This window comes from Anoxybacillus dikiliensis, assembly GCF_050613275.1.
GTDB lineage: Bacteria > Bacillota > Bacilli > Bacillales > Anoxybacillaceae > Anoxybacillus.
Genome location: NZ_CP187112.1, coordinates 1,668,999 through 1,695,563, shown reverse-complemented (window position 1 = coordinate 1,695,563; position 26,565 = coordinate 1,668,999). Strand labels below are relative to the sequence as shown.

The following is a 26,565-nucleotide window of genomic DNA, read 5'->3' as shown; positions in this document are numbered from 1 at the left end:
AATGGTGTATGTTGTCATAGCGTTCGTTAGCTTCATCGTATACATGTGGATTGAAGCGCATCGCAATCGGGTCATTGTTCAGTTACTATCGTTTCCGACATTTCCGGAAAGCTTTTCTCGCTTTCGTCTTTTCTTTATTTCAGATATTCATCGACGGCGTTTATCCGAAACGTTCATTCGCTCGTTGAAAGGAAAGGTTGATCTTGTTGTCATCGGCGGAGATTTAATAGAAAAAGGAGTGCCGTTTTCACGTGTCAAACAAAACATTGAATTGTTAAAACAGCTCGGCCCTGTTTATTTTGTTTGGGGAAATAATGATTATGAAGTAGATTACCATGAATTAGATGCGTTATTGCTTGAAAGTGGTGTGAAAATATTAGATAATACGGCGGTCATATTTGAAAGTGAACAAGGTGATCGCATAGCTTTACTTGGTGTTGATGATATGAATAAAAGGCGAGATCGACTTGATTTGGCGTTAAGCGATGCGGGCGATGCGACGTTTCGCATCGTTGTTAGCCATGATCCGCGCATCATTCAAAAAATAACGCCAGAACATAACATTTCCCTTGTTTTAAGCGGGCATACGCACGGTGGACAAATTCGTTTTGGACCATTTGGTTTATATGAAAAAGGGCGTTTACAAAACGTGAATGGGACGATGCTACTTATTAGCAACGGATATGGGACAACGACGCTTCCGCTTCGTTTAGGTGCGCGTGCGGAAACGCATCTGATCGAGTTAGAACATAAAAAAAGTTAATCAAAACTTATACAAAATTTACACACCTCCCTCATGTTCGCTATAATGTTGACAGAATGATGCGAAAGATGGAGGATTTTATATGTCAACGCAAGAAGGAAAATATAATGTTAAAGCAGTATCAAACATGTTAGGTATTCAGCCTGGGACGTTGCGAGCATGGGAGCGTCGCTATCAAATTATCGCTCCGCCGCGCAATGAAGCTGGGCATCGGCTATATACGGAGGAACAAGTCCAAATATTAAAATGGCTTGTTGATAAAGTGAATCAAGGTTTTACAATTAGTCAAGCCGTATCTCTCTTAGAACAACAACCTTCTGAAGTGAGCGTGCAAGCAGAAGATCATGTGACCGGGCTTCGTGAACGTCTGTTGCAAGCTCTTTTATCGTTTGAAGAGTGGACAGCGCATGAATTGCTAAATGAGGCGTTCAGTTTATATACGGTTGAAAAAGTGGCAATTGATATATTAGGTCCGCTTCTCGTACGGATCGGGGACTTATGGGAAAACGGAAAAATTACGAGTGCTCATGAACATTTCGCCTCTGCTTTTTTACGTTCACGACTTGGAATGGCTTTTTCTATGCTACCTGTTAATCGTTTGTTACCAAAAACAATTTCAGTTTGTGGGCCAAATGAATGGCATGAACTTGGACTGCTTATTTTTACCTTATACTTACGCAGAAGAGGATACGAAACGATTTATTTAGGGGCAAGTATTGACCAAAAGGACTTACCTATTGTCATTGATGAAGTGAAGCCATCTTATATATTTTTATCGTGCACGTTACAACAAAATGTACGGGCGACACTACAACTTGTCGATCAATTGAAACAAACGTATCCAGCCATTCGTATTGGAGTAGGTGGACGAGCGTTTGATGAAGTGGATGAACAAATGAAAAAAACGTACGGCGCTCATTTTCTCGGACAATCAAAAGAACAATGGGATGAATGGCTAAAATCGAATGAAAAATACTTGTCTAAAAGGGAGAAAACGATGTAAACTCATTAGTAATATGACGAACGTTTTTATGCGTTCGTCATATGCTAACAGTAAAGTCTGTGTAGGTAAGGAGGGATGTTTATGCGGCTTGAACGCTTAAACTACAATAAAATTAAAATATTCCTCACATTTGACGATTTAGTCGAGCGCGGTTTAACGAAAGAAGATTTATGGAAAGACACGTTCAAAGTGCATGAGCTATTTCGTGATATGATTGAGGAAGCAAGTGAGGAGCTCGGCTTTGAAATTAACGGGTCGGTCGCTGTGGAAGTGTACTCTTTACCGGCACAGGGGATGGTTGTCATCGTAACGAGCGAAGGTGAGATGACAGATGAGGAAGACGAGTTTAGCGATGATTATATTGAAATGCAAGTCACGCTAGATGAAAGCGATGATATATTTTTCGAATTTCAAACGTTTGAAGATGTTATTCAATTAGCGACGCGTCTCTATTCGCTCGGTTGTCATGGCGGCTCGCTTTACAGTTATGAAGGACGATTTTATTTACATTTCGCTGAATCCGTCATCCAAACAGATGACTTTGTTGCTATCTTGGCTGAATATGGTAGTCCGTCCACATTAACGATTTATCGTGTCGAAGAGTACGGGAAAAAATTGATCGCAAATGAAGCGATCGCCCAACTATATCAATACTTTGTCAAAAAATAACCTTCGCTCATACGCGAAGGTTATTTTTAAAATGGATAAGGTGGCTCGTTTTCTTTTGACCATGCGCGGATGAAGTATTCGCGATTTTGAAACTTATGGAACGACTCGTTATGAACAGACGGGAATACGCGTTCAACGGATAAATGTTGCGTTCGGTGCGCAAGTAAAGCTTGGCGTACTTTTTTTGCTTCCTCTTCCGTAAATGTGAAGACGATGTCGATGTTTTCTATCGGATCGCCAAAGCGGTCAGGTCGACCGACAACAGTGACGTAATACAATTGTTCGACAATATGATCCATCGCAGTCACCGCCCGATATGTCGCCCGTTGAATCGCTTGATGGTCTCGATGCCCGGAGATGCCGTGCGGTGGGAACGTAACGACAACAGTTGGTTTATATCGTTCAATGATGTGACAAATGTCCCGGACGAGTAGCTCCTCATATTCAGGTAATTTTCCATCAGGATATGTACCAGTAATGAGATGATCGACACCTAAAATGCTCGCTGCTTGCTCTAATTCCTTTTTACGCACTTGTGGTAGCTGTTCTTTTGTGCAAACAGGTGGGTTTCCACATTTCCCTGCATCGCCAAGCGTCGCGCTATATACAATGGTTTCTACATCTTCACGTTTCGCTAACGCCGCAAGCAATCCCCCAACAGTAAACGTTTCATCGTCAGGATGTGCAAAGGAAAATAAAATGCGCTTTTTCATCTCTGTCGCCCCTTTCTGTTGTACGTCCATTATATCGCTTTCGTTTTGTTATGTGAATGATCAATTTTTTGAAAACGATTACAAAAAATCGATAAAAACTTCTTTGCATATGCGCATAGAAGGTGTATACTATGACATGAAGGGCGGACAATATTTTACAAAAGGTCATGGGAGGTTTACAAATGGTAGCCGAAAAGCATACCAACGAAGAAAAACATGATGTCCTACGAGCGACGCAAATCGTCATACATAGAGCGCTTGAAAAGCTCGGATATCCTGAAGAAGTATACGAGCTGTTAAAAGAGCCGTTGCGCATGTTAACGGTGAAAATTCCGGTGCGCATGGACGATGGCTCAGTGAAAGTGTTTACTGGCTACCGTGCACAGCATAACGATGCGGTCGGTCCAACTAAAGGGGGTATTCGCTTTCACCCGAACGTAACAGAACGCGAAGTGAAAGCACTTTCCATTTGGATGAGTTTAAAATGTGGCATTGTCGATTTACCGTATGGTGGTGGAAAAGGCGGAATCGTATGTGATCCGCGTACGATGTCATTCCGTGAGCTAGAGAGACTAAGTCGTGGTTACGTTCGTGCCATTAGCCAAATCGTTGGTCCAACAAAAGATATTCCTGCACCCGATGTGTTTACAAATTCACAAATTATGGCTTGGATGATGGATGAATATAGCCGCATTGATGAATTTAACTCACCGGGATTCATTACTGGAAAACCGCTTGTATTAGGTGGTTCACACGGTCGTGAAACGGCCACAGCCAAAGGGGTTACGATTTGTATTCGTGAAGCAGCGAAAAAGCGCGGCATTGACTTAAAAGGCGCGCGTGTTGTTGTGCAAGGGTTTGGTAACGCTGGAAGCTATTTAGCGAAATTTATGCACGATGCGGGAGCGAAAGTGATCGGCATTTCTGATGCATACGGCGGTTTATATGATCCAAACGGTCTTGACATTGATTACTTATTAGATCGTCGCGACAGTTTTGGTACGGTGACGAAACTATTTAAAAATACAATTACAAATAAAGAGCTGCTTGAATTAGATTGTGACATTTTAGTTCCAGCAGCGATTGAAAATCAAATTACAGAGGAAAATGCGCACAACATTAAAGCGAAAATTGTTGTTGAAGCTGCAAACGGTCCGACGACATTGGAAGCGACAGAAATTTTAACAGAACGCGGCATTTTAATTGTTCCTGACGTTCTAGCAAGCGCTGGCGGAGTGACGGTTTCTTACTTTGAATGGGTACAAAACAACCAAGGATATTATTGGACGGAAGAAGAAGTGGAAGAAAAGCTCGAAAAAGTGATGGTAAAAGCGTTCAACAACGTATATGAAACGTCGCAAACACGTCGCGTCGATATGCGTTTAGCTGCATATATGGTCGGGGTACGTAAAATGGCGGAAGCTTGCCGTTTCCGTGGCTGGATTTAATGTTTGCATGAATGCGAAAAATCTCCTATCATTGTATGATAGGAGATTTTTCATTGAGGTGATCGTCAAGTGAAAAAAGAACAAATCGTTATTGTCGGCGGGGGGCCGTGCGGATTAGCTGCTGCGATCGCATTACAAAACGCGAACTTTTCACCGCTTGTCATTGAAAAAGGAAATATTGTAAATTCCATATATCACTATCCGACACATCAAACTTTTTTTAGTTCTAGTGATCGGTTAGAAATTGGTGGCGTGCCGTTTATTACAGAAAATCGAAAGCCGAAACGCAATCAAGCGCTTGCTTATTATCGTGAAGTGGTGACGCGGAAAAACATTCGCGTTCATGCGTTTGAAAAAGTAGAGCGCGTCACGAAGCAAGCAGATGGAACATTTATCGTTGAAACGAGCAAAGATACGTACGAAGCAACGTACGTCATTATTGCGACAGGATATTATGACAACCCAAACTATATGAACGTACCTGGGGAACATTTGCCGAAAGTGACGCATTACTTTAAAGAAGCACATCCTTATTACAATACAGATTGCGTCGTCATTGGTGGAAAAAACTCGAGCGTCGATGCAGCATTAGAACTCGTGAAAGCAGGGGCGCGCGTCACCGTATTATATCGCGGATCACAATATTCTTCGAGCATTAAACCGTGGATTTTGCCCGAATTTGACTCACTTGTACGCCAAGGGGTCATTCAAATGGAATTTAACGCCCATGTGCAAGAAATTACAGAAGACGCGGTTATTTATCGCGTTGGCGATGAAGTGAAGTCAATTAAAAACGATTTCGTTTTTGCGATGACAGGATATCATCCTGACCATGATTTTTTAAGGAAAATGGGCGTTCATATCGATGCTGAAACAGGGCGACCGATGTATCATCCAGAAACGATGGAAACAAATGTAGAAGGTATTTTTATTGCCGGTGTCATTGCCGCTGGAAATAACGCGAATGAAATTTTTATTGAAAACGGTCGCTTTCATGGCGATTTGATTGCCGCATGTATCGCGAAAAGGGAAGGAAAAGTGTCCGAATAACTTTCGGACGCTTTTTTACAAGATAAGAAAGTATAAAATTTCAGATTTGGGGAGCTGTCTAGCTCCAAGCACCATCGGCTCGAGTCGCTCCGCCCCACACTGCGGCGGCGACAGCCTCCTCGGTGGGGCTTGTGCGCTCTTCGCCGATAGGCGGGCGCTTTGCGCTTTTCTTATTGTTTCTTTTTGTTAACTATCGTAAAATATAAGTTAACAAAAAGGAGGGGAAGAGGATGAGAGGATTTTTTATTACAGGTACAGATACAGATGTAGGGAAAACATTTGTCACCACTTGTATGTTGCGTACATTGATCGACAAACGTATACGTGCAACTGCTTATAAACCTGTTCAAAGCGGAGCGCAATGGAAAGAGGGAAAATGGATTGCACCTGATGTGGACATGTATCGAAAAATCATTGATATTACCGACGAAGAAGGATGTACATATATATTAAAAACCCCTTGTTCTCCGCATTTAGCTGCCAAAATCGATGGGGTGACAATAGAGCCGGAACGTATTATGGTGCATATGCAAAAGCTGCAACAAACGTATGATTTCGTGCTTGTCGAAGGGGCGGGGGGAGTTGCTGTTCCGATCGTTGACGAATCATTTCTCGTTGCTCATTTAGCTCAATTGTTATCGCTTCCGCTCATTATCGTTGCGCGAGCGAGCGTCGGAACAATTAACCATACGGTGTTAACGGTGGAATATGCGAAAGCTTTTGGTTTGCAAGTTGCCGGCATTATTATGAACGGCTTTTCTACACCGAAAAATGAAATTGAACAAGACAACATACGGATGATTGAAACGATGACGGGTGTTCCGGTGATCGGTGAAATTCCGCGTATGGCAAGCGTTTCTGATGGTGATATTGTATGGAGTAAGGAATGGTGGCAATGAACGAGTGGATAGAGAAAAGTAAAACATATTTATGGTTGCCGTTTACGCAAATGAAAGATTATGAACTACATCCGCTCGTCATTGAAAGCGGGGAAGGGATTTTTTTAACAGATGTGAACGGAAAAACGTATTATGATGGATATTCATCACTTTGGCTAAACGTTCACGGGCATCGCAAAAAAGAAATTGATGATGCGATTCGCGCTCAACTTGAGCGAATTGCACATTCGACGCTTTTAGGTGCAGCGAATATTCCTGCGATTGCATTGGCAGAAAAATTAATTGAATGGACGCCAAGTCATTTGACGCGCGTATTTTATTCAGACAGCGGAGCGGAAGCCGTAGAAATTGCGCTCAAAATCGCCTTTCAATATTGGCGAAACATCGGGAAACATAAAAAACAAAAATTTGTCACCTTGACAAATGGTTATCACGGGGATACAGTCGGTGCGATTAGCGTCGGAGCAATTGATATTTTTCATACTATATATGAACCGCTCATGTTTACAAGTTATAAAGCACCATTTCCGCTCGTCTATCGCCATCCGAGCAACGATCCAAATGTTGTGCGCGATGAAGCGCTAGGGGCATTAGAAACGCTACTAGCCGAACACCATGAAGAAATTGCTGCGATCATTGTCGAAGGAATGATTCAAGGAGCGGGTGGTATGCATGTCATGCCGGCGGGTTATTTAAAAGGAGTCGAACAATTATGCCGCCGCTATCACATCTTATTCATTGTCGATGAAGTTGCGACTGGATTTGGACGGACAGGAAAACGGTTTGCGATTGAACATGAAGATGTGAAATCTGATATGATGACAGTTGCAAAAGGAATTACAGGTGGTTATTTGCCGATTGCCGCTACGTTGACGACAGAAACGATTTATGAAGCGTTCTATGGCGATTACACAGAGTTTAAAACGTTTTTTCATGGACATTCTTATACAGGAAATCAGCTTGGCTGTGCCGCTGCTTTAGCTAACCTAGAGATTTTTGAGCGCGAGCGACTCATTGAACAAATAGGGCAAAAAGCCGCATTTGTCGCTGAACAGCTCGCATCATTTAACGAGCTTGATCATGTTGGTGATGTGCGGCAACTAGGGCTCATGTGCGGCATCGAGCTTGTGAGCGATCGTCATACCCATGAACCGTATCCATGGACGGAACGGATGGGATATAAAACAACGTTAAAAATGAGAGAAAAAGGAATGTTGACACGTCCGCTTGGCGATGTCATCGTCTTCATGCCGCCGTTAGCGAGTACATTTGAACAGCTAGAGGCGATGATAGCGATTATGAAAGAGGCGATTATCGAAACGACAGAAAAAAGGGGCTAATTGTCAGCCCCTTATATTTCGCCATATATAGGTTCCGGATTTTGAAGTTTTTCCACTTTCTCCTCAATTCCATTTTGCGCATTAATAAAAATGCGATACGTGTCATCCCCGAGCGTTCCTAAAAACTCATAGCAAAGCACTTCTTCATTCATATTGTTCATAATGATCGCTTTTCTTTCTTCCATAATGGTGACATTCGGATTCATTTTTTTTCGTGCTTGTTCAATAGAAATAGATGGCTTTGGAATCGTTCGCTCGCGTTTCGACGATAAGTAATCGCGAGCGGAAAAGCCGATAATGTTTCCATCGTCTAATGCGATTTTCATTTTAATAGACTCAGGATAAATACGAACGCCATCTTTTGCTGTAACGAATGTGAGAACAGCGACATGATCATACTGCGTGCTTTCGTACAATTCGAAGTTGTTAAATTTATGTTGTTTTAAAAACTGAAGCCCGCGCATCGTTGCTTCATTTAAACTAATGTTTTGTTTATTGACGGGGCGGTTTTCAATGACCCAAATCGGATATCCACCTTTTTCGGTAATATCCATATACGTTTCGTGTTTCGTTTTCGGATGTTTAATCGTTACACTATAAAAAGCGTCACTTGCTCCTTCTCCACTATGCACGACTTGTATGTCTTCATTTCCTTTTAAACCGAGAAACGTTTTTGCAATTTGCTTTGCTTCTTCTTTTGTAATCTTTTTCCCAGAAATATGTTCAAACCCTTTCGTCCTCTTTTCGATGCTTGTAAACGACGGACCGAAGTCGGTTTCGTTATAAGATTGAACGTTTTTCTCTACCGTTTTAAATCCATCAATAATGGTGTTGTCATTTGGGCGGTTGTTTGTTGCGAGCGCCAACTCGACATCCATCCAACGCAAGTTATTTTCTAATACGAGATGCTGTACATTTCGCAACTCTTGTTGAATGTCAGCAGATTTTTTATATAGTTGTTGTAATGTTTTATATTCTTCAGCGTTCAATGGCTGCTTATCTAAATCGCGAATAGCTGCACGGTAGCTAAATGAGCCAATATTAGACAAAAACTCTTCTGTTTTATTGAAAGGTAAAAGCGAGAGCGGAAGTTGCCCGACTGTCGCGTGTGCTTCTGACGCCAGACGCCAAACTTCCGCAAGTGCTGGTGACAGCGATTGGCGAGAATTCATTGCGAGCGTTGTTCCAATTTGATCGTGAAGTAAGTCAATTTGATATGTTAAATCGTGAAATGCGCGTTGATAATTGTTTTCTGCATGAATTAAAATCGCATTTTTTTGTTGGTGCTCGCGGTATCCCCAATAGGCTGTGCCAGCAATGCCGATCGATAGTGCTCCAATAAGTAAAATTCGTAGCAAAAAACTCCCCTCCTATTTACAAAAAATATGTTTTCCGATTTGTTTAATTTGCGGACGGCTCCAAATCCACCCGTTTGTCGCTGTATGTGGATTAAAATAATATAACGCTCCACTTGATGGATCCCATCCGTTTAAGGCATCAAGTACTGCTTTGCGAGACGTTTCGTTTGGAGTAAGCCAAATTTGTCCATCTGCGACAGCTGTAAACGCTCCTGGCTCAAAAATGACGCCGGCAACGGTGTTTGGAAACGAAGGGCTATTGATGCGATTTAAAATGACTGCTGCAACAGCCACTTGTCCGATATACGGTTCACCGCGTGCTTCACCGTGTACAGCGTTCGCCATAAGCTGTATATCATTTTGTGAGAATCCGTTTGGGACGTTTACTGCAGCGGTTTTGACGCGTTTTACGGCTGTTTGTTTCGGATTGGCACGTGTATTTGTTGCTTTTGTAGCAGTAGCTTGATTTTTTGGTTGGCTTTTTGCTTTTGTTTGACGTGCTTTCACTTGCTTGCTTAACGGAACGCCGCCGTAATGAGTAAACGTATTTCCTTTTCGTAAATTGTTATAAACAAATGATTTGTAATATTTTGAAGCGCGCACGAGTTTTTGTTTCGTTGTTTCTCCTGCTAGCCCGTCGACAGGCAATTTAAATTTGTATTGAAACTTTCTTAGCGCCCAATATGTTCGCCAACCGAACACTCCATCAATTTTCCCTCTGTAAAAGCCGAGATATTGCAATCGTGCTTGTAGTTCAATAACATCATCGCCGACAGCTCCGCGTTGGATGACTTGTTTGGAAAATGCGTACGCCTGCGGTGCATAACTAAACGAAAAAATCAAAAATAAACAAATGAACCATTTGCGCATTGTGACTCCTCCCTTGATGTGTAAACAATACCTTTTGACGCTATTTTTTGTCACAATAACGTTTTTATACATAAGAAAAGCGAAAGCGCTTGCATAAATAAAAAAAGCCAAGCGTTACGCCTGGCTTGATGATTGGGTAATCTCGATCGTCATCCCTCTCGCAAGTTTGACTTTTCGCAAAGCGAGCCACCATAAAAAAATCATAAACGGAAGCATGTAATATATCCAACGTTCTTGCGTTAATAAAATATAGTCGTATATGCCGTGAAATAAAAACGGAAGGAGAAAAGATAACCATATATAGTTTTTTTCTTTTTTAGGTAAACCGAATTTTGCTCTTCCTAAATAAAAGCCCATAATGACACCAAACAACGCATGGCTTGATACAGGTAAAAGGGCGCGAGTAACCGCAAATTCAACGCCATTTGCAAATAAGTACAAAATGTTTTCGAGCGTAGCAAATCCGAGCGATACACTTACCCCGTAAACGATGCCGTCATATGGTTCGTTAAACTCCCGATGGTCATAAATCGCATAGTAAAAAACAAACCATTTGAAAAACTCTTCTAGCAAACTCGTTGATAAAAACGCTTCAACAAAGGCATTTGGGAGCATGTGCTCGACTTTTAATACGTGTTGAATAAACATCAGTGGAAACACTAAAAACGTGCCGTATAAAAACATGCGTAAAACGAGTGATAACGGTTCCGTTTCGTATTCATCTTTTAAATAAAAATAACTGAGCAGCGCTAATCCGGGAGCAATCCCTGCAGAAATAATAGCCCACATCATTTTTTCCTCGTTCCCAATTCTTTTCTTTTCATTTTGATGGTATCATGTTATTGTCAAATTGAAAATGCTATGAGGTGTATTTTCTTTCAATAAAGAAAGAACTGTTTTTAGCGAGGGGGATTTATACGTTGATTAAAATTGGGGTGCCGTTAACGCTCGAACCGAAATATAGCGAAAAAATGGAAAAATACAAATGTAAAGTAGCAGAAATGGAAGAGGGGAAAATTTATGTTGATTATCCGATTGATATGAGCACGAATCGCACCGCGTTTTTGCTCGACGGAACGCAATTAAAAGTAAGTTTTGTCGGGGAAGACGAAGCTGTTTATGCGTTTGAAGCAGAAGTGTTAGGCCGAACAAAGCGCAATATTCCGCTTCTTGTTTTGTCATATCCTGGGGACAATCATCTTCTTCGTATTCAACGTCGTCAGTTTGTACGTGTCGATGCGATTGTAGACGTTGCTGTTCATCCGCTCAATGACGAATTTGTCCCATTTACGACTGTGACAAGCGATATAAGTGCGGGTGGTGCAGCGATTGTATTGCCAAACGATGAAACAGGGTTAAAACATGGGATGACCATTGAAATTTGGCTCGCGCTCCATATGCGTTCAGGAGATTATCACTATTTACGTTTTCTTGCGCGCGTTGTTCGTATTTTTGAAGAAAACGTCTTAAAAGCATCTTTACAATTTTTAGAAGTAAACGATGTAGACCGTCTTACATTGATACGTTACAGTTTTGAAAAGCAGCTTGAGATGAGAAAAAAGGAGCAGCTGGACGCATAAATATAACTGTTTTCTCCCATAATAAAAATAAAAAAGAGAGGGAGAAACGAATGAAAACGGTTGAACGAATGTTATGGAAGCTAGCGATCATTCAATTTATTTTTTTATTTATCGCCCAACTTATCGTTTCCCATTCTTCCATTGCCCCTTATATTGTGAAAGTCATTCATTACGAAGGGGTAATGAAAAATTCTGCTACGAAAACGATTGAAACATTCGACCAACAATAAACGGTATGATACAATATAAGAAGCAGGAGTGTTCCTGCTTTTTTGTTGAAAACAAAACGATGTATGGGAGGCATTATGGAAAAGAAAATTTCGATCGCAATTGATGGACCGGCAGCGGCTGGAAAAAGCACGGTTGCGAAACGATTAGCTGAAGCATTATCTTATGTTTATATTGATACAGGAGCGATGTATCGCGCCTTGACATATTGTGCTTTACGGCACGGAGTAGATGTTCATGATGAAAAACAATTAATGAACGTCCTTCATGATACATATATTGAATTAAAGCCGTCTCCAATTGGACAGCTCGTGTTTGCCAATGGTGAAGACGTAACGGAGGCCATTCGAAAAAACGATGTGACAAACAACGTGTCGTACGTTGCTAAACATCCGGCAGTGCGAGAAGAAATGGTGAAACGTCAACGTGAGCTAGGGCAGCATGGCGGTGTTGTGATGGACGGTCGCGATATTGGTACGCACGTGTTGCCACACGCTGAAGTAAAAATTTTTTTGCTCGCCTCTGTTGAAGAGCGGGCAAAACGTCGCCATGAAGAAAATATGGCGCGGGGCATTCCTTCTAATTTAGAACAACTCAAAGAGGAAATTGCTCGCCGTGACCAAATTGACTCTGAACGCAGCGTCGCTCCATTAAAAAAAGCAGAAGACGCCATTGAAATTGATACAACATCGCTATCCATTGATGAAGTGGTTGATCGTATTATGCGCATTGTCCAAGAAAGGGTGAAGGGGTAGTGAGTTTTTACACGTTTGCCCGCGCGCTTGTGAAACAAGTGCTTACTCCACTTTACCGTATTGAAGTTAGTGGAGTGGAACATATTCCGAAAGAAGGCGCTGTCATCATTTGCGCCAATCATATTAGCAACTTAGATCCGCCAGTCGTCGGTATTACATGTCCGCGTCCTGTTCATTTTATGGCAAAAGAAGAATTGTTTCGCACTCCTATTGTCAAACAGCTCGTCTCTCGCTTACATGCATTCCCTGTTCGTCGTGGAATGGGTGATCGAGAAGCGTTGCGAACGGGATTAGCTTTATTAAAAGAGAAACATGTACTCGGGCTATTTCCTGAAGGGACGCGAAGTAAAGATGGAAAGTTGAAAAAAGGGCTAGCCGGAGCAGGATTTTTCGCATTGCGTAGTGATGCGGTTGTCGTGCCTTGTGCTATCGTTGGTCCTTATCGCATCGGAAAGAAGTTAAAAGTTGTATACGGTGCCCCAATTGACTTTACACCATGGCGAGAAAGAAAGGCGAGTGCCGATGAAGTGACTGCAGTCATTATGGAACATATTCAACAACTTTTACATGCGCATCAATAGTTATGACTTGACAAAATGAATGTTTTAATACAGATTAGTAAAAAAGGAAGTTTTTTCTTTGTGTTAAATGGACGAGCACATTGTTGTTCGCCCATTGAACATATATTTCTGTCGTTGAGCAGGTGTGGAGTGTAAGGAGGTATTCACTATGGAAGAGATGAATCAAGTCGATGTGCGCGTCTATGAAGTAGGCGACACAGTGAAAGGGCAAGTAACGAAAGTAGAAGACAAACAAGTGCTCATTGATGTGGAAGGAAGCAAGCTTGTCGGCATCATCCCGATCAGCGAGCTATCAAGTCTTCATATCGAAAAAGCAAGCGATGTTCTGTCAGTCGGAGATGCAGTCGTCGCAAAAGTGAAAAAAGTAGAAGATGAAGCACTTATTTTATCGAAAAAAGCAGCAGATGCAGAACAAGCATGGGAAGTGCTTGAACAGAAGCTTGCAAACGGTGAAACGTTTGATGTAGTCGTCAAAGATATTGTAAAAGGTGGGCTCGTTGCGGACGTTGGTGTTCGCGCATTTATCCCAGCGTCGCTTGTGGAAAAAGATTTTGTCGAGGATTTCTCAGATTATAAAGGACGTACATTAACTGTAAAAGTAGTTGAGCTCGATCGTGAAAAAAATCGCGTTGTTTTATCGCATCGGGCGGTTGTAGAAGAAGAAGAGGCAGCGAAAAAGAAAGCCGCATTACAGTCGATTCAAGTTGGTCAAGTGCTTGAAGGAACAGTTGTGCGTATGACAAATTTTGGTGCGTTTATTAATATCGGCGAGGTTGACGGTCTCGTACATATTTCTCAACTTGCTCATACACGCGTAGATCATCCGTCAGACGTTGTAAAAGAAGGCGATGTCGTCAAAGTGAAAGTGCTTGCGATTGATGAAGAAAGCGGTCGCGTTTCTTTGTCTGTGAAAGCAGCAATGCCAGCTCCTTGGGATGGAATTGAACAAAAAATAAAAGAAGGCGATGTATTAGAAGGGACAGTGAAACGTTTAGCGCCATTTGGAGCGTTCGTCGAAGTATTGCCGGGCGTTGAAGGGCTCGTTCATATTTCCCAAATTTCAACAAAGCATATCGGCACGCCGCATGAAGTGTTAAAAGAAGGCGATGTCGTCAAAGTGAAAGTGCTCGCAGTAAGCGAACAAGAAAAACGATTATCGTTAAGCATTCGTGAGTTGTTTGAAGAAAATGTAGAAGAAGACTATCGTGAATATACAACTTCAACAGAGACGACGACAGGATTTCAAATTGGTGAAGTCATCGGAGAACAGTTAAAAAAATTAAAATAAACGGTGATGGCAGTGGAACGTGCAAAACGAAAACTACAACATATTGAATATGCGCTCTCAACGGGACAACGTCGCTTACATGGATTTGAAGATATTACATTTGTGCATAATAGCTTGCCGAATACTTCCACTGCCCATATTGACTTGCAAACAAAAATCGGCGAACTTTCTTTCCGTTCGCCGATTTTTATTAATGCGATGACAGGTGGTGGAGGCGAAGAAACGACAAAAATTAACGAGCAGCTCGCTTATGTGGCGAACGAATGCGGTATTGCCATGGCGGTTGGTTCGCAAATGGCTGCGTTAAAAGATGAACAAGAGCGACAATCGTTTACAATTATTCGTCAAGTCAATAAACGTGGCATTGTATTTGCCAACTTAGGGAGCGAAGCGACGGTTGAACAAGCAAAACGAGCGATCGATATGATCGAGGCGAATGCCCTTCAAATTCATTTAAACGTCGTTCAAGAGCTCGTTATGCCTGAAGGAGATCGCAATTTTTGCGGAGCGCTTTCGCGCATTGAACAAATTGTGTCTGCTGTTGATGTGCCTGTCATCGTAAAAGAAGTTGGATTTGGAATGAGTAAAGAAACGGCGCGAAAGTTAGAAAGCGTAGGGGTATGTGCCGTTGATGTTGGAGGATTTGGAGGCACAAATTTTGCGCAAATTGAAAATAAGCGACGTGAAAGACAGCTTGCTTATTTTAACGAGTGGGGAATAACAACGACGGCATCGATTGCCGAAGTAGCAGCGGGAGTTCAACGCATTAGTATTATTGGGAGCGGAGGGGTGCAGCATGCGCTTGATGTGGCGAAATGTATTGCACTCGGCGCTTCCGCGGTAGGAATGGCTGGCTATATGTTGCGTCTTCTTATCGAGCAAGGAGTGGAAGCGTTAATTACCGAAATGAATCAATTGCATGAAGATTTAACACTCATCATGACCGCGCTCGGTACTCGAACGATTGCTGATTTGCAAAACGTCCCGCTCGTCGTTACGGGAACAACATACCATTGGTTGCGGGAGCGTGGCATTGAAACGTCCCGCTATAGCCAACGATAATGGAGAAGGTGTCCTAGAGAGGGCACCTTTTCCTATGTTTGTATTTACTGTTCTGTTTTTGTACTTCCTTTAAAATTTTTTGCTGGATCCCGATCGGACTCCACGCGACGCGATTGCTTTAACTTTTTTTCTTGGCGATCTTTCCCCATTTTCATCCCTCCTTAGTCCTTTATTTTCCCCATTCCCTTTTTTCGCATACAAAGATTAAATTTTTTAAAATAAGACATAATGGAAAGTGGAGGTGTTATGGTTGGAAGGAAGTTATTTTTACTGGGTTTCTTGGTTTTTATGGATTGTTTATACGTTTTTTGCTCCGAAAAATCATGTTCGCTTACGCATTTGTCTATATATTTTATTGTTAATTACGCTATCTGCGCATGGGATAACGATTGATTCCTTTCACATTTCATTTGCTTACATATTGATGTTGATTGTTAGTTACTCGTTTGTCATGAAACAAACAGGAAAAGCATTTATTTATTTTTCTTTTGCAAGTGCAAGTGTCACGATGTTGTATGCTGCGTTTCATTTTTTGTTATTGTTCGATCCGGTTTGGGCGTTTGTTGAAGCGACATGGTTGCTTGCGTTTGTGCTTTTGTTTGCTTCGTTGGCGCTATACCGATCATTTGATGAACGATTGCTTGTTTTGACGGTCGGATGCTGTCAAGGTGATTTTTTATACGCATTTGTGTTAAAGCAATTTTCTTTTTCTCATTCGATCGGTTCCCTTTCGTTTTTAGATGGATGGGCGTTAGCAACCGTATGTTTATTTTTATGGAAATGGCTCGAACAGTTGCCAATATATATCGATGCACGATTTCAAAAGAGAGCAAAGGAGGCTAATACGTGAACGAATATACGTATCCGATTTTATTTGGCGTAACCATTGGTGTATTGACCCGCTTGTATTTATTAAAAACAGATTATCGTCAATATCCGACGTATTTGCATGGGAAAATTATTCATATTGCTTTAGGCTTTATTGCTGCAGGGCTTGGGACGATTGCAGTTCCTGCCATTATGGAAAAAGAGTTTGCTGCCATTACATTTTTAGCACTCGCTGCTTCACAGTTTCGCGATGTGCGCAATATGGAGCGAAATACGTTAAATGAGCTTGACCAGTATGAACTCGTCCCGCGCGGAAAAACGTATATTGAAGGAATTGCTATTGTTTTTGAAGGGAGAAACTATTTAGTTATTTTTTCATCATTTTTAAGCACGTTCGCTTATTTAGTTTGGAATATATGGCTTGGAATTGTTGCAGCAGCGATTGCCTTTATCGTTGCTCGCAAACTTATGTCTGGCAGCCGGCTCGGCGATATTGTCGAAGTAGAATACGTGAAGCCGCATTTCAAAGGAGCGGGATTATACGTCGACAATATTTATATTATGAACATCGGTTTAGAAGCGCGTCGGGAAGAGATTTTACGGTATGGCATGGGGTTTATTTTGAAACCGAAAAACTTTAACGCTCGCTCAACAATCGCTAATCTCGGACAACGTCAAGCGATTTTACATGATATTTCAACGGCATTAGGCGTATACCGCGATTCAGGTACGCCAGCGCTTGTGCCGCTTGCGAAACGCGATTTAGACGATGGACGAGTCGGTATTTTTATTTTGCCACAAGAAAAAGATGTCGAAAAAGCAAAAGCGATCATTCGTAATGTACCGACGCTCGAAAATGCAATTCGCATGCCAACAAAATCTGAAACGAATCAAGCAGGGAGGGTGTTACGGTGACCGTAGAAAAAATGATTTTAGCCGTCATTACAACGTCGCCACATAAAGTGGCTGGCGGCGTCACGTTCGTTTGTGAAAACAATGAAGAAATGCAACGAATCGCAGCGAATTTAGAAGCGATTTTAGACGGGATTGCCCATGCGCTAAGCGACGATTTGCTCATTATTGTGAAACATTGATTTTTTTGATAAAATGGGAAAGCTAGACCCTTCAGTCGAAGGGCTTCTTTTTTGTTCGGGTTTCGAAATTTAGTGAAGGAGTGTGAGAATATGACGAAACCAGTTGTAGCAATCGTTGGTCGTCCAAACGTCGGAAAATCGACGATTTTTAACCGCATTGTCGGGGAACGCATTTCGATTGTAGAAGATGTACCGGGAGTGACACGCGACCGGATTTATAGTAGCGCAGAATGGTTAAATACAACGTTTAACATTATTGATACAGGCGGCATTGATATTGGCGATGAGCCGCTATTAACGCAAATTCGTCAACAAGCCGAAATTGCGATTGATGAAGCGGACGTCATCATTTTTATGACGAATGGTCGGGACGGTGTCACAGCAGCAGATGAAGAAGTGGCGAAAATTTTATATCGTTCCAATAAGCCAGTCGTTTTGGCAGTAAACAAAATTGATAATCCAGACATGCGTGAAAACATTTACGATTTTTATACGCTCGGATTCGGAGAGCCGATTCCGATTTCTGGTACGCACGGATTAGGGATCGGGGATTTGTTGGATGCCGTTGTTGCCCATTTTCCAAAGCGCGAGACGAAAGAATATGATGCGGATGTCATTAAGTTTTGTTTAATTGGTCGTCCAAATGTTGGGAAATCTTCGCTTGTGAACGCCATTTTAGGTGAAGAACGGGTCATTGTGAGCGATATTGCAGGAACGACGCGCGATGCGATCGATACGACATTTAAGCGCGACGGCCAAGAATATGTCATTATTGATACAGCAGGGATGCGCAAAAGAGGAAAAGTGTATGAAAGCACAGAAAAATATAGTGTGTTGCGAGCGTTAAAAGCGATTGAGCGCTCCGATGTTGTGCTTGTCGTCATTAACGCAGAAGAAGGAATTATTGAACAAGATAAAAAAATTGCGGGATATGCGCATGAAGCGGGTCGTGGTGTCGTAATCGTTGTGAATAAATGGGACGCGATTGAAAAAGATGAAAAGACGATGAACGAATTTGAGAAAAAAATTCGCGATCATTTCCAATTTCTTGACTATGCGCCTATTGTATTCGTATCAGCAAAAACGAAACAACGATTGCATAAGTTACTTCCAGTCATTCAAATGGTCAGTGAAAATCATGCGATGCGTGTTCAAACGAACGTATTAAATGAAGTGCTAATGGATGCCGTAGCGATGAATCCGACACCAACGCATAACGGACAACGATTAAAAATTTATTACATGACGCAAGTAGCGGTAAAGCCACCAACGTTCGTTGTATTCGTCAACGATCCGGAATTGATGCATTTCTCATACGAACGCTTTTTAGAAAACCGAATTCGCGATACGTTCGGATTTGAAGGAACGCCAATTAAAATTATTGCACGCCCGCGAAATTAAGGGGGGATAACATGGTTACCGTATTAGGTGCAGGTAGTTGGGGCACGGCTTTAGCGATCGTTCTTGCTGATAACGGACATCACGTTCGGCTATGGGGACAACGTCAAGAACAAATGGATGAAATAAATGAAAAACATACGAACGAAAAATATTTGCCAAATATTCATCTTCCTGAGGCGATTGTTGGTTATACCGATCTTGCCCAAGCGCTTGAAGGGGTTGAAACAGTTGTATTAGCCGTTCCGACAAAAGCGATTCGCGAAGTGTTGCAGCGTGTTCGTACGTGCTTGAAACAGCCAATTACAATCGTCTCGGTTAGTAAAGGAATTGAACCGGATACACATAAACGCATTTCAGAAATTATTGAAGAAGAAATGGGCGAACAATTGCAACATGTCGTCGTTTTATCAGGTCCAAGTCATGCAGAGGAAGTGAGTTTACGCCATCCAACGACCGTGACGGTGTCGTCGAAAAACATGGAAGCAGCCGAGCGCATTCAAGATTTATTTATGAACCATCAATATTTTCGCGTATACACAAACCCAGATTTGATTGGGGTAGAAATTGGCGGGGCGTTAAAAAATATTATTGCGCTAGCCGCTGGAATTACGGATGGACTTGGGTATGGGGATAATGCAAAAGCGGCGCTTATGACGCGCGGGCTTGCAGAAATGGCGCGTCTTGGCAGCCGACTAGGGGCAAATCCGCTCACGTTCGCAGGATTGACAGGCATTGGTGATTTAATTGTGACGTGTACAAGCGTCCATTCACGCAACTGGCGTGCGGGCAATTTGCTCGGTAAAGGACATGCGCTTGATGATGTGCTCGCGAATATGGGAATGGTCGTTGAAGGTGTCCGAACGACAAAAGCGGCTTATCAGCTAGCGAAAAAAATGAATGTGGACATGCCGATTACAAATGCACTTTACGATGTTTTGTTTAACGGAAAAGATGTGAAAAGTGCGGTCGATTCGCTCATGGCGCGCGGGAAAACGTCGGAACTTGAAGATTTAGCAAACATTTCGTTATAATTTTCTTTGAAATAGGCATGTGAAGAGAGCTTTGTTATGTATGTTGCATACAATGCTATGAAAACATTCTCAGACTCGAATGGATGGTGCATGTTTAGTCATCGTCTGAAGTAAAGAAGCCCCGCTTTACTTCAGCTTTTTTATGCAGCAATTAAGAGAAAGCGAGGGAGAGGAATGTCACCGGGTCTTTTAAAAATGTGGATTTCGTTAACAGGAATCGGGTTAATGTTTGTTGCTGTATTTTCGATTTATTTTAGTCGATATAAGGTGAAAAATAAGGTGGTAAAAATTGTTTTAGCGACGATTGCATACATAAGTATGATCATCGCTGGCCTTATTATTGTATTTGTCGTATTTAGTGGGCCGGTGCAAGAATAGAAGGATGGATGAATGATGAAAAAATGGATACTTTCTGCAATGATCGTTGTCGTGTCTGTGTTATTATCTGGGTGTTTATACCCGCAAGAGCGGCTAGCGCAAAACCAAATTCCATATAAAGAACAAGTCGAACGTGTTCAACAAGCAGTAAACGAATATAAGCAGGCGACAGGCGGTTTGTTACCTATTAAAACACGGGATATGTCTACGCCTATTTATCAAAAATATCCGATTGATTTCAATTTACTTGTGCCGCGATATATGGCTGAACCGCCAGGTAATGCGTTTGAAAGCGGCGGTGTATATCAATATGTCCTTGTCGATGTAGAAACAAATCCGACGGTCAAATTGCTAGATTTGCGTGCGGCGGAAGCCATTCGCGATTTAAAGTTGCGCATTCGCATGTATCAAGACGCTCACGGTTATCCACCGTTTAAAGATGTTTTGGCTAAAGGTGTGTTTACGCTCGATTATAAAAAGCTACGCTTAGATGCTCCTCCTCACGTCGTCAGCCCTTTTTCAGGAAAAAATCTTCCGCTCATTATTGACGGCAAGGGAGAAATTTATATTGACTACCGTATCGACTTGTATGAAAAACTGCAATCGGAAGCGCATCACTATCGCTATGGAGATGATATTCGCGACTTGCTTGTCAAGCATTCGCTTTTTGTCCCTGCTTATTCCCTTCCCTACACGATTGATGAAGAGAAAAAAGAACCTATTTTTCTTGTGAAATAAGTCATGATCCCTTCTCTAAGCAAATACATTTTAGAGAAGGGATTTTTTTAGTCATAAACAATTAGGACAACGACATATGCATATAGTGTCCTCATATGTTTTAAATATAAGGGAGGGAAGGCAGTTGGAAAAGGTCGATCTTTTTAAAGATATTGCCGAACGAACAGGCGGAGATATTTATTTAGGAGTTGTCGGCGCCGTTCGAACAGGCAAATCAACATTCATTAAAAAGTTTATGGAACTTGTTGTCATTCCGAATATTCAAAACGAAGCAGATAAAGCTCGGGCACAAGATGAACTGCCACAAAGCGCAGCCGGAAAAACAATTATGACGACAGAGCCGAAGTTTGTTCCGAATCAAGCGGTGAAAGTAAAAGTAGATGATGGATTGGAAGTAAATATTCGCCTCGTTGATTGTGTCGGCTATACAGTACAAGGGGCAAAAGGATTTGAAGATGAAAATGGGCCACGTATGATCCATACACCGTGGTATGAAGAACCAATTCCATTTCAAGAAGCCGCTGAAATCGGTACGCGCAAAGTCATTCAAGAGCATTCGACGATTGGCGTCGTCATTACAACGGATGGCTCGATTGGAGAAATTCCGCGCGAAAACTATGTGGAAGCAGAAGAACGTGTTGTAAATGAATTAAAAGAAGTTGGTAAACCATTTATTATGATTATTAATACCGTGCGTCCACAACACCCTGAAACAGAAACATTGAAGCAACAACTAAGTGAAAAATACGATATTCCAGTATTAGCATTAAGCGTGGAAGGAATGCGTGAAGCGGATGTGTATCAAGTGCTTCGTGAAGCGTTGTATGAATTCCCGGTGTTAGAGGTGAATGTCAATTTACCGAACTGGGTCATGGTTTTGCGCGAGAACCATTGGTTGCGTGAAAGCTATCAAGAAGCGGTGCGCGATACAGTAAAAGATATTAAGCGTTTGCGTGATGTAGATCGCGTCGTTCAACAATTTAGTGAGTACGATTTTATTGATGAAGCTCGCTTGGCTGGCATTGAAATGGGGCAAGGCATCGCAGAAATTGATTTATATGCCCCAGACGAATTGTACGATCAAATTTTAAAAGAAGTCGTTGGCGTAGAAATTCGTGGGAAAGATCATTTGTTGCAATTAATGCAAGATTTTGCTTATGCGAAGGCGGAATACGACCAAATTGCTGATGCGCTCCGCATGGTGAAACAAACGGGTTATGGCATTGCTGCTCCATCGCTTTCTGATATGAGTTTAGATGAACCGGAAATTATTCGCCAAGGATCACGTTTTGGTGTGCGCTTAAAAGCGGTAGCACCGTCCATTCATATGATTAAAGTCGATGTCGAATCGGAGTTTGCACCGATCATCGGAACAGAAAAACAAAGCGAAGAACTCGTCCGCTACTTAATGCAAGATTTTGAGGATGATCCGCTTTCTATTTGGAACTCAGATATATTTGGCCGCTCGCTCAGCTCGATCGTTCGTGAAGGCATTCAAGCAAAGCTTGCTCTCATGCCTGAAAATGCGCGTTATAAATTAAAAGAGACGTTAGAGCGCATCATTAATGAAGGATCCGGTGGACTCATTGCCATCATCTTATAAAAAGACTCCATTTGGGGTCTTTTTTGCTTTTAAACGAAAATTTTCTCTTGCAGTGAAAAAGAGCAATATGATAATCTTTATTCAGAAAATGTTAGGCTCCTTGGAGAATAATAGGCAAATTGCATGATTTTGCTGAAAAAATGTTGAATTATGAGCAAGAATCAGTTAATATAAGGCATGTTAATGTATAGAAACAATAGAAAGTGTAAACAACTGAAAGTAATGTATAATACATACGCTTTGGGAGGAGGTGAATGGCATGAACAAAACGGAATTAATTAATGCGGTAGCTGAAGCAAGCGGTCTTTCTAAAAAGGATGCATCTAAAGCAGTTGATGCTGTTTTTGACGCGATTACAGAAGCGCTTAAAAACGGTGATAAAGTGCAATTAATCGGTTTTGGTAACTTCGAAGTGCGTGAGCGTGCGGCGCGCAAAGGACGCAACCCGCAAACAGGAGAAGAAATCGAGATTGCTGCAAGTAAAGTTCCTGCTTTCAAACCTGGGAAAGCGTTAAAAGATGCTGTAAAGTAAGAAATTACATACAGCCAAGAGGTAGCCGGTTGCGAGCTACCTCTTCTTTTTTGCCTTTTTTCATCTTTATATGCTAGAATCGGATTACGTGAAGTTGAATGCTAGGAGGATGCAACAAATGAATGTAGAACAAATCGAACAGGCTGTCCGCTTAATTTTAGAAGCAATTGGAGAAGATCCGAATCGCGAAGGGTTGCTCGATACACCGAAGCGAGTGGCGAAAATGTATGCGGAAGTGTTTTCAGGTTTGAGTGAAGATCCAAAAATACATTTGCAAACGGTGTTTAGTGAAGATCATGAAGAGCTTGTCCTCGTTAAAGATATTCCGTTTTATTCGATGTGTGAACATCATCTCGTTCCGTTTTTCGGCGTGGCTCATGTCGCATACATTCCGCGTGGCGGAAAAGTGACAGGGTTAAGCAAACTCGCACGAGCAGTCGAAACAGTGGCGCGCCGTCCGCAGTTACAAGAACGAATTACGGCAACGGTAGCCGATGCGATTATGGAGACGCTCGAGCCGCATGGAGTGATGGTTGTTGTTGAGGCAGAACATATGTGCATGACGATGCGCGGCGTGAAAAAACCGGGAGCGAAAACGGTCACAACGGCGGTTCGTGGAACGCTTGCAACAGACGAGAAAGCACGTGCTGAAATATTAGCGCTTATTAAGTAGGAGGGATCATGATGCAAGGAGATTATGTCGTCATTAAAGCGTTAGAGGACGGAGTGAACGTCATTGGATTAACGCGCGGTTCAGATACGCGTTTCCATCACTCAGAAAAGCTTGATCAAGGAGAAGTGCTTATTGCCCAATTTACAGAGCATACATCAGCAATTAAAGTGCGCGGAAAAGCGCTTATTCAAACGCAGCACGGCGAAATTCAATCCGATGCGAAAAATCATCGTTAACGTAAAGGTAGTTTATGATATAATAAAGTTTGAGTTTTTGGGAAGCAAGGGTGATGAGTCATGGATATGCAACAGCAAATGGAACAAGTACGAACGCGCATTCAACGGGCAATTGCCCATTCGTATGTCGATCGCTATATACAGCCACGCATCCTAGATGAAGATCGCATATCGTTTGCTCTTTCTATGCTACGTTCGGCTCAAGTGGACGCAAACATCGCACTCGATTATGTGTTTGCCATGATGCTCATTCAGCTCGCCCTTGACACCCATGATGAAATAGATGAGCAACAAACGATGCAACAAAAGCAATTAACAGTGCTAGCAGGAGATTTGTATAGCGGATTGTATTACGAGTTTTTAGCGCGACGGCATGACATTTCACTCATTCGTCGCTTTGCTGAAGCGATTAAAGAGATCAATATACAAAAAATTCGTTTACAGCAACTATCCTTGGATGATCTTGAGCGTTTTCATTGCATCGGTGTCATTGAGTCCGCCTTGCTTTGTAAGCTTGCCGAGCATGTTCATGCAGACGAATGGGGAGAAGTAGCGTATTACGTGTTCTCGCTGAAACGCGTTCATCGTGATGGAGCAAAATCGAAAGCATCGATAGATTATATTGACTACTGTAAGCGGAAATTGCGAGATCTTCTTCCGCTTCATATACACGAAGAGGTAAAAGAGCGGTTTTCTCATCTCCTCGCTTGATTTCAGTTGAAAGAAGGGGATTTTTATGCAACAGTCGAAAGAAGAACGTGTTCATCGCGTATTCGAAAAAATTTCAGATCATTATGATCGCATGAACTCAGTCATTAGCTTTAAACGTCATGTCGCATGGCGAAAAGATACGATGAGACGAATGAATGTACAAAAGGGAGCGAAAGCGCTCGATGTATGTTGTGGAACAGCAGATTGGACGATTGCATTGGCGGAAGCGGTCGGACCGAGCGGGGAAGTGTACGGGCTTGATTTTAGTCGCAATATGCTAAAAGTAGGGGAAGAAAAAGTAAAAGAGCGTGGGTTTCAACATGTGACGCTCGTGCACGGAAATGCGATGAACTTACCGTTTCCTGACAACACGTTCGACTATGTGACGATTGGTTTCGGATTGCGTAACGTTCCCGACTATATGACCGTATTAAAAGAAATGTATCGCGTAGCAAAGCCAGGTGGAAAAGTCGTTTGTTTAGAAACGTCACAGCCAACGCTCATCGGTTTTCGACAACTGTACTATGCGTATTTTCGTTACATCATGCCTTTTTTCGGGAAAATTTTCGCGAAAAGTTATGAAGAATACTCATGGTTGCAAGAGTCGGCACGTGAATTTCCGGGAATGGACGAGCTAGCAGACATGTTTCGTCAAGCCGGTTTCGTGCGCGTACAAGTGAAACCGTATACGTTCGGAGTGGCAGCGATGCATCTCGGATATAAACCTGATGGACGTTAAGGTGAATAGTGATGAAGCTAAAAGCGATGTATTCGTTTTTAAATGGGGATTTAAACCGAATTGAAGAACAATTAAAAACAACGGTGCAAACGTCCGACCCGCTCGTCAATGAAGCATCGTTGCATTTGCTTGAGGCGGGCGGAAAGCGCATTCGTCCAGTTTTTGTTTTACTTGGTGGGCAATTTGGCACATATCATTTTGAGAAAATGAAACGGGTAGCTGTTGCTCTTGAACTCATTCATATGGCTTCCCTTGTCCATGACGATGTCATTGATGGCGCGATGTTACGACGTGGAAAAGAGACGATTCAAGCGAAATGGGGCGACCAATTTGCGATGTACATTGGCGATTATTTGTTCGCTCGAGCGCTTGAACAAATGTGTGAAATTGATGATCCAGTTGCCCACCATATTTTAGCGAAAACAATTGTCGAAGTATGTCGTGGGGAAATTGAACAAATTAGCGACAAATATCGCTTTGACCAAAATTTACGTCGCTATTTACAACGGATCAAAAGAAAAACAGCTTTACTTATTGCGGCAAGCTGTCAGCTTGGTGCCGTCGTTGCAGGGGCGCCTGAAGCGGTTCATAAAAAGTTGTATTGGTTTGGCTATTACGTTGGAATGTCTTTTCAAATTACAGACGATATTCTTGATTTTATCGGAACAGAAAAACAACTCGGCAAGCCAGCAGGTAGCGATTTATCGCAAGGAAATGTGACGCTTCCTGTTTTGTATGCGATGAAGGAACAGACGTTAAAAGAACAAATTATAAAAGTAAACGAACATACAACAAGTCATGAAATGGCGCACGTGATTGATGGCATTAAGCGAACAAACGCCATTGAAAAATCATATGAGCTCGGAGATCGCTATTTACAAAAAGCGCTTCACACATTACAAAAGCTGCCGCGCAACCGTGCTTGGACGGCACTTTACAACATTGCGAAATATATCGGAAAACGGAAATATTAGACGGATGAAAAGAAAAAATT

General features: G+C 42.1%; 32 protein-coding genes. 27 read left to right on the top strand and 5 right to left on the bottom strand.

Translation table 11 applies throughout. From position 1 onward, the window contains the following. Nucleotide 1: 1 nt before the first annotated feature. From ACPF7I_RS08905 to ACPF7I_RS08895, 3 genes are all read left to right on the top strand, one after another. Nucleotides 2-763, top strand: a complete 762-nt coding sequence (locus tag ACPF7I_RS08905) for a metallophosphoesterase (protein ID WP_430743782.1) — start codon at nucleotides 2-4, stop codon at nucleotides 761-763. 82 nt (nucleotides 764-845) lie between these two features. Beyond that, a complete protein-coding gene (locus ACPF7I_RS08900) occupies nucleotides 846-1,766 on the top strand; it encodes a MerR family transcriptional regulator (RefSeq protein WP_430743784.1) in 921 nt (306 codons plus the stop codon). A gap of 81 nt (nucleotides 1,767-1,847) precedes the next feature. Then, the gene (locus ACPF7I_RS08895) at nucleotides 1,848-2,435 is read left to right on the top strand and encodes a genetic competence negative regulator (protein WP_430743786.1); all 588 of its coding nucleotides are present in this window, start codon (nucleotides 1,848-1,850) and stop codon (nucleotides 2,433-2,435) included. Nucleotides 2,436-2,461: 26 nt separating this feature from the next. Here ACPF7I_RS08895 and ACPF7I_RS08890 read toward each other — a convergent pair whose 3' ends face one another. Continuing rightward, nucleotides 2,462-3,178, bottom strand: coding sequence for a PIG-L deacetylase family protein (locus ACPF7I_RS08890; RefSeq protein ID WP_430743787.1), 717 nt, complete (start codon nucleotides 3,176-3,178; stop codon nucleotides 2,462-2,464). A gap of 152 nt (nucleotides 3,179-3,330) precedes the next feature. On the opposite strand from ACPF7I_RS08890, the gene ACPF7I_RS08885 reads away from it, so the two are divergent. The 4 genes from ACPF7I_RS08885 (at nucleotide 3,331) to bioA (ending at nucleotide 7,885) form a co-directional block, all read left to right on the top strand. Next, complete coding sequence (locus ACPF7I_RS08885; RefSeq protein ID WP_006319394.1) at nucleotides 3,331-4,596, top strand: Glu/Leu/Phe/Val family dehydrogenase; 1,266 nt, start codon at nucleotides 3,331-3,333, stop codon at nucleotides 4,594-4,596. Between the two features lie 69 nt (nucleotides 4,597-4,665). Further along, nucleotides 4,666-5,646 carry a YpdA family putative bacillithiol disulfide reductase gene (locus tag ACPF7I_RS08880; RefSeq protein ID WP_430743789.1) on the top strand — a complete coding sequence of 327 codons (981 nt, stop codon included), beginning with the start codon at nucleotides 4,666-4,668 and terminating at the stop codon, nucleotides 5,644-5,646. 230 nt (nucleotides 5,647-5,876) lie between these two features. Beyond that, complete coding sequence (gene bioD, locus ACPF7I_RS08875) at nucleotides 5,877-6,545, top strand: dethiobiotin synthase (RefSeq protein WP_430743791.1); 669 nt, start codon at nucleotides 5,877-5,879, stop codon at nucleotides 6,543-6,545. Further along, the gene (gene bioA, locus ACPF7I_RS08870) at nucleotides 6,533-7,885 is read left to right on the top strand and encodes an adenosylmethionine--8-amino-7-oxononanoate transaminase (RefSeq protein WP_430743793.1); all 1,353 of its coding nucleotides are present in this window, start codon (nucleotides 6,533-6,535) and stop codon (nucleotides 7,883-7,885) included. The genes bioD and bioA overlap by 13 nt, the downstream gene beginning before the upstream one ends. Before the next feature lie 11 nt (nucleotides 7,886-7,896). Here bioA and ypeB read toward each other — a convergent pair whose 3' ends face one another. The 3 genes from ypeB to prsW all read right to left on the bottom strand — a co-directional run bounded on the left by ypeB (nucleotide 7,897) and on the right by prsW (nucleotide 10,902). Continuing rightward, nucleotides 7,897-9,243, bottom strand: a complete 1,347-nt coding sequence (ypeB, locus tag ACPF7I_RS08865; RefSeq protein ID WP_430743795.1) for a germination protein YpeB — start codon at nucleotides 9,241-9,243, stop codon at nucleotides 7,897-7,899. Between the two features lie 12 nt (nucleotides 9,244-9,255). Then, entirely contained in the window at nucleotides 9,256-10,113 is an 858-nt protein-coding gene (gene sleB, locus ACPF7I_RS08860) for a spore cortex-lytic enzyme (RefSeq protein ID WP_430743797.1), read from the bottom strand. A 114-nt stretch (nucleotides 10,114-10,227) separates the two neighbouring features. Continuing rightward, nucleotides 10,228-10,902 (bottom strand): glutamic-type intramembrane protease PrsW, encoded by a 675-nt coding sequence (gene prsW, locus ACPF7I_RS08855; RefSeq protein WP_430745926.1) that lies wholly within the window; start codon nucleotides 10,900-10,902, stop codon nucleotides 10,228-10,230. Nucleotides 10,903-11,033: 131 nt separating this feature from the next. On the opposite strand from prsW, the gene ACPF7I_RS08850 reads away from it, so the two are divergent. The 6 genes from ACPF7I_RS08850 to fni all read left to right on the top strand — a co-directional run bounded on the left by ACPF7I_RS08850 (nucleotide 11,034) and on the right by fni (nucleotide 15,607). Next, nucleotides 11,034-11,693: a flagellar brake protein gene (locus tag ACPF7I_RS08850; RefSeq protein ID WP_430743799.1), complete on the top strand. Its 660-nt coding sequence runs from the start codon at nucleotides 11,034-11,036 to the stop codon at nucleotides 11,691-11,693. 50 nt (nucleotides 11,694-11,743) lie between these two features. Continuing rightward, the gene (locus tag ACPF7I_RS08845; RefSeq protein ID WP_430743801.1) at nucleotides 11,744-11,923 is read left to right on the top strand and encodes a YpfB family protein; all 180 of its coding nucleotides are present in this window, start codon (nucleotides 11,744-11,746) and stop codon (nucleotides 11,921-11,923) included. 75 nt (nucleotides 11,924-11,998) lie between these two features. Next, nucleotides 11,999-12,676: a (d)CMP kinase gene (gene cmk, locus ACPF7I_RS08840; RefSeq protein WP_430743803.1), complete on the top strand. Its 678-nt coding sequence runs from the start codon at nucleotides 11,999-12,001 to the stop codon at nucleotides 12,674-12,676. Continuing rightward, complete coding sequence (locus tag ACPF7I_RS08835; RefSeq protein ID WP_085787980.1) at nucleotides 12,676-13,257, top strand: lysophospholipid acyltransferase family protein; 582 nt, start codon at nucleotides 12,676-12,678, stop codon at nucleotides 13,255-13,257. Before cmk ends, ACPF7I_RS08835 begins: the two co-directional genes overlap by 1 nt. A 148-nt stretch (nucleotides 13,258-13,405) precedes the next feature. Continuing rightward, on the top strand, nucleotides 13,406-14,545 hold the full coding sequence (gene rpsA / locus ACPF7I_RS08830; protein ID WP_430743805.1) for a 30S ribosomal protein S1: 1,140 nt from the start codon (nucleotides 13,406-13,408) through the stop codon (nucleotides 14,543-14,545). Between the two features lie 12 nt (nucleotides 14,546-14,557). Next, on the top strand, nucleotides 14,558-15,607 hold the full coding sequence (fni, locus tag ACPF7I_RS08825; RefSeq protein WP_430743807.1) for a type 2 isopentenyl-diphosphate Delta-isomerase: 1,050 nt from the start codon (nucleotides 14,558-14,560) through the stop codon (nucleotides 15,605-15,607). A gap of 44 nt (nucleotides 15,608-15,651) precedes the next feature. On the opposite strand, the gene ACPF7I_RS08820 is transcribed toward fni, so the two are convergent. Beyond that, nucleotides 15,652-15,756, bottom strand: a complete 105-nt coding sequence (locus ACPF7I_RS08820; protein ID WP_009373698.1) for a YpzI family protein — start codon at nucleotides 15,754-15,756, stop codon at nucleotides 15,652-15,654. A 101-nt stretch (nucleotides 15,757-15,857) separates the two neighbouring features. On the opposite strand from ACPF7I_RS08820, the gene ACPF7I_RS08815 reads away from it, so the two are divergent. The 14 genes from ACPF7I_RS08815 (at nucleotide 15,858) to hepT (ending at nucleotide 26,545) form a co-directional block, all read left to right on the top strand. Further along, nucleotides 15,858-16,457 carry a YphA family membrane protein gene (locus tag ACPF7I_RS08815; protein ID WP_431018940.1) on the top strand — a complete coding sequence of 200 codons (600 nt, stop codon included), beginning with the start codon at nucleotides 15,858-15,860 and terminating at the stop codon, nucleotides 16,455-16,457. Beyond that, nucleotides 16,454-17,350, top strand: a complete 897-nt coding sequence (locus ACPF7I_RS08810; protein ID WP_430743811.1) for a YIEGIA family protein — start codon at nucleotides 16,454-16,456, stop codon at nucleotides 17,348-17,350. Before ACPF7I_RS08815 ends, ACPF7I_RS08810 begins: the two co-directional genes overlap by 4 nt. Further along, a complete protein-coding gene (locus ACPF7I_RS08805) occupies nucleotides 17,347-17,529 on the top strand; it encodes a capping complex subunit for YIEGIA (RefSeq protein ID WP_042535555.1) in 183 nt (60 codons plus the stop codon). The genes ACPF7I_RS08810 and ACPF7I_RS08805 overlap by 4 nt, the downstream gene beginning before the upstream one ends. 90 nt (nucleotides 17,530-17,619) lie before the next feature. After that, complete coding sequence (gene der, locus ACPF7I_RS08800) at nucleotides 17,620-18,930, top strand: ribosome biogenesis GTPase Der (RefSeq protein WP_430743813.1); 1,311 nt, start codon at nucleotides 17,620-17,622, stop codon at nucleotides 18,928-18,930. 11 nt (nucleotides 18,931-18,941) lie between these two features. Beyond that, nucleotides 18,942-19,961 (top strand): NAD(P)H-dependent glycerol-3-phosphate dehydrogenase, encoded by a 1,020-nt coding sequence (locus tag ACPF7I_RS08795; protein WP_430743815.1) that lies wholly within the window; start codon nucleotides 18,942-18,944, stop codon nucleotides 19,959-19,961. Between the two features lie 174 nt (nucleotides 19,962-20,135). Beyond that, nucleotides 20,136-20,339, top strand: a complete 204-nt coding sequence (locus ACPF7I_RS08790) for a DUF2768 domain-containing protein (RefSeq protein WP_042535560.1) — start codon at nucleotides 20,136-20,138, stop codon at nucleotides 20,337-20,339. Nucleotides 20,340-20,354: 15 nt separating this feature from the next. Further along, nucleotides 20,355-21,077: a hypothetical protein gene (locus ACPF7I_RS08785; RefSeq protein WP_430745927.1), complete on the top strand. Its 723-nt coding sequence runs from the start codon at nucleotides 20,355-20,357 to the stop codon at nucleotides 21,075-21,077. A 124-nt stretch (nucleotides 21,078-21,201) separates the two neighbouring features. After that, nucleotides 21,202-22,680 carry a stage IV sporulation protein A gene (gene spoIVA, locus ACPF7I_RS08780; protein WP_009373691.1) on the top strand — a complete coding sequence of 493 codons (1,479 nt, stop codon included), beginning with the start codon at nucleotides 21,202-21,204 and terminating at the stop codon, nucleotides 22,678-22,680. A gap of 259 nt (nucleotides 22,681-22,939) precedes the next feature. Beyond that, nucleotides 22,940-23,212 carry an HU family DNA-binding protein gene (locus ACPF7I_RS08775; protein WP_003394524.1) on the top strand — a complete coding sequence of 91 codons (273 nt, stop codon included), beginning with the start codon at nucleotides 22,940-22,942 and terminating at the stop codon, nucleotides 23,210-23,212. A 109-nt stretch (nucleotides 23,213-23,321) separates the two neighbouring features. Continuing rightward, complete coding sequence (folE, locus tag ACPF7I_RS08770; RefSeq protein WP_430743818.1) at nucleotides 23,322-23,885, top strand: GTP cyclohydrolase I FolE; 564 nt, start codon at nucleotides 23,322-23,324, stop codon at nucleotides 23,883-23,885. 8 nt (nucleotides 23,886-23,893) lie between these two features. Next, nucleotides 23,894-24,121: a trp RNA-binding attenuation protein MtrB gene (mtrB, locus tag ACPF7I_RS08765; protein WP_004889838.1), complete on the top strand. Its 228-nt coding sequence runs from the start codon at nucleotides 23,894-23,896 to the stop codon at nucleotides 24,119-24,121. A 60-nt stretch (nucleotides 24,122-24,181) separates the two neighbouring features. Continuing rightward, on the top strand, nucleotides 24,182-24,832 hold the full coding sequence (locus ACPF7I_RS08760) for a heptaprenyl diphosphate synthase component 1 (protein ID WP_430743820.1): 651 nt from the start codon (nucleotides 24,182-24,184) through the stop codon (nucleotides 24,830-24,832). Between the two features lie 25 nt (nucleotides 24,833-24,857). After that, a complete protein-coding gene (locus ACPF7I_RS08755) occupies nucleotides 24,858-25,571 on the top strand; it encodes a demethylmenaquinone methyltransferase (protein ID WP_043967596.1) in 714 nt (237 codons plus the stop codon). A gap of 11 nt (nucleotides 25,572-25,582) precedes the next feature. Next, nucleotides 25,583-26,545, top strand: coding sequence for a heptaprenyl diphosphate synthase component II (gene hepT, locus ACPF7I_RS08750; RefSeq protein WP_430745928.1), 963 nt, complete (start codon nucleotides 25,583-25,585; stop codon nucleotides 26,543-26,545). Nucleotides 26,546-26,565 lie beyond the last annotated feature (20 nt).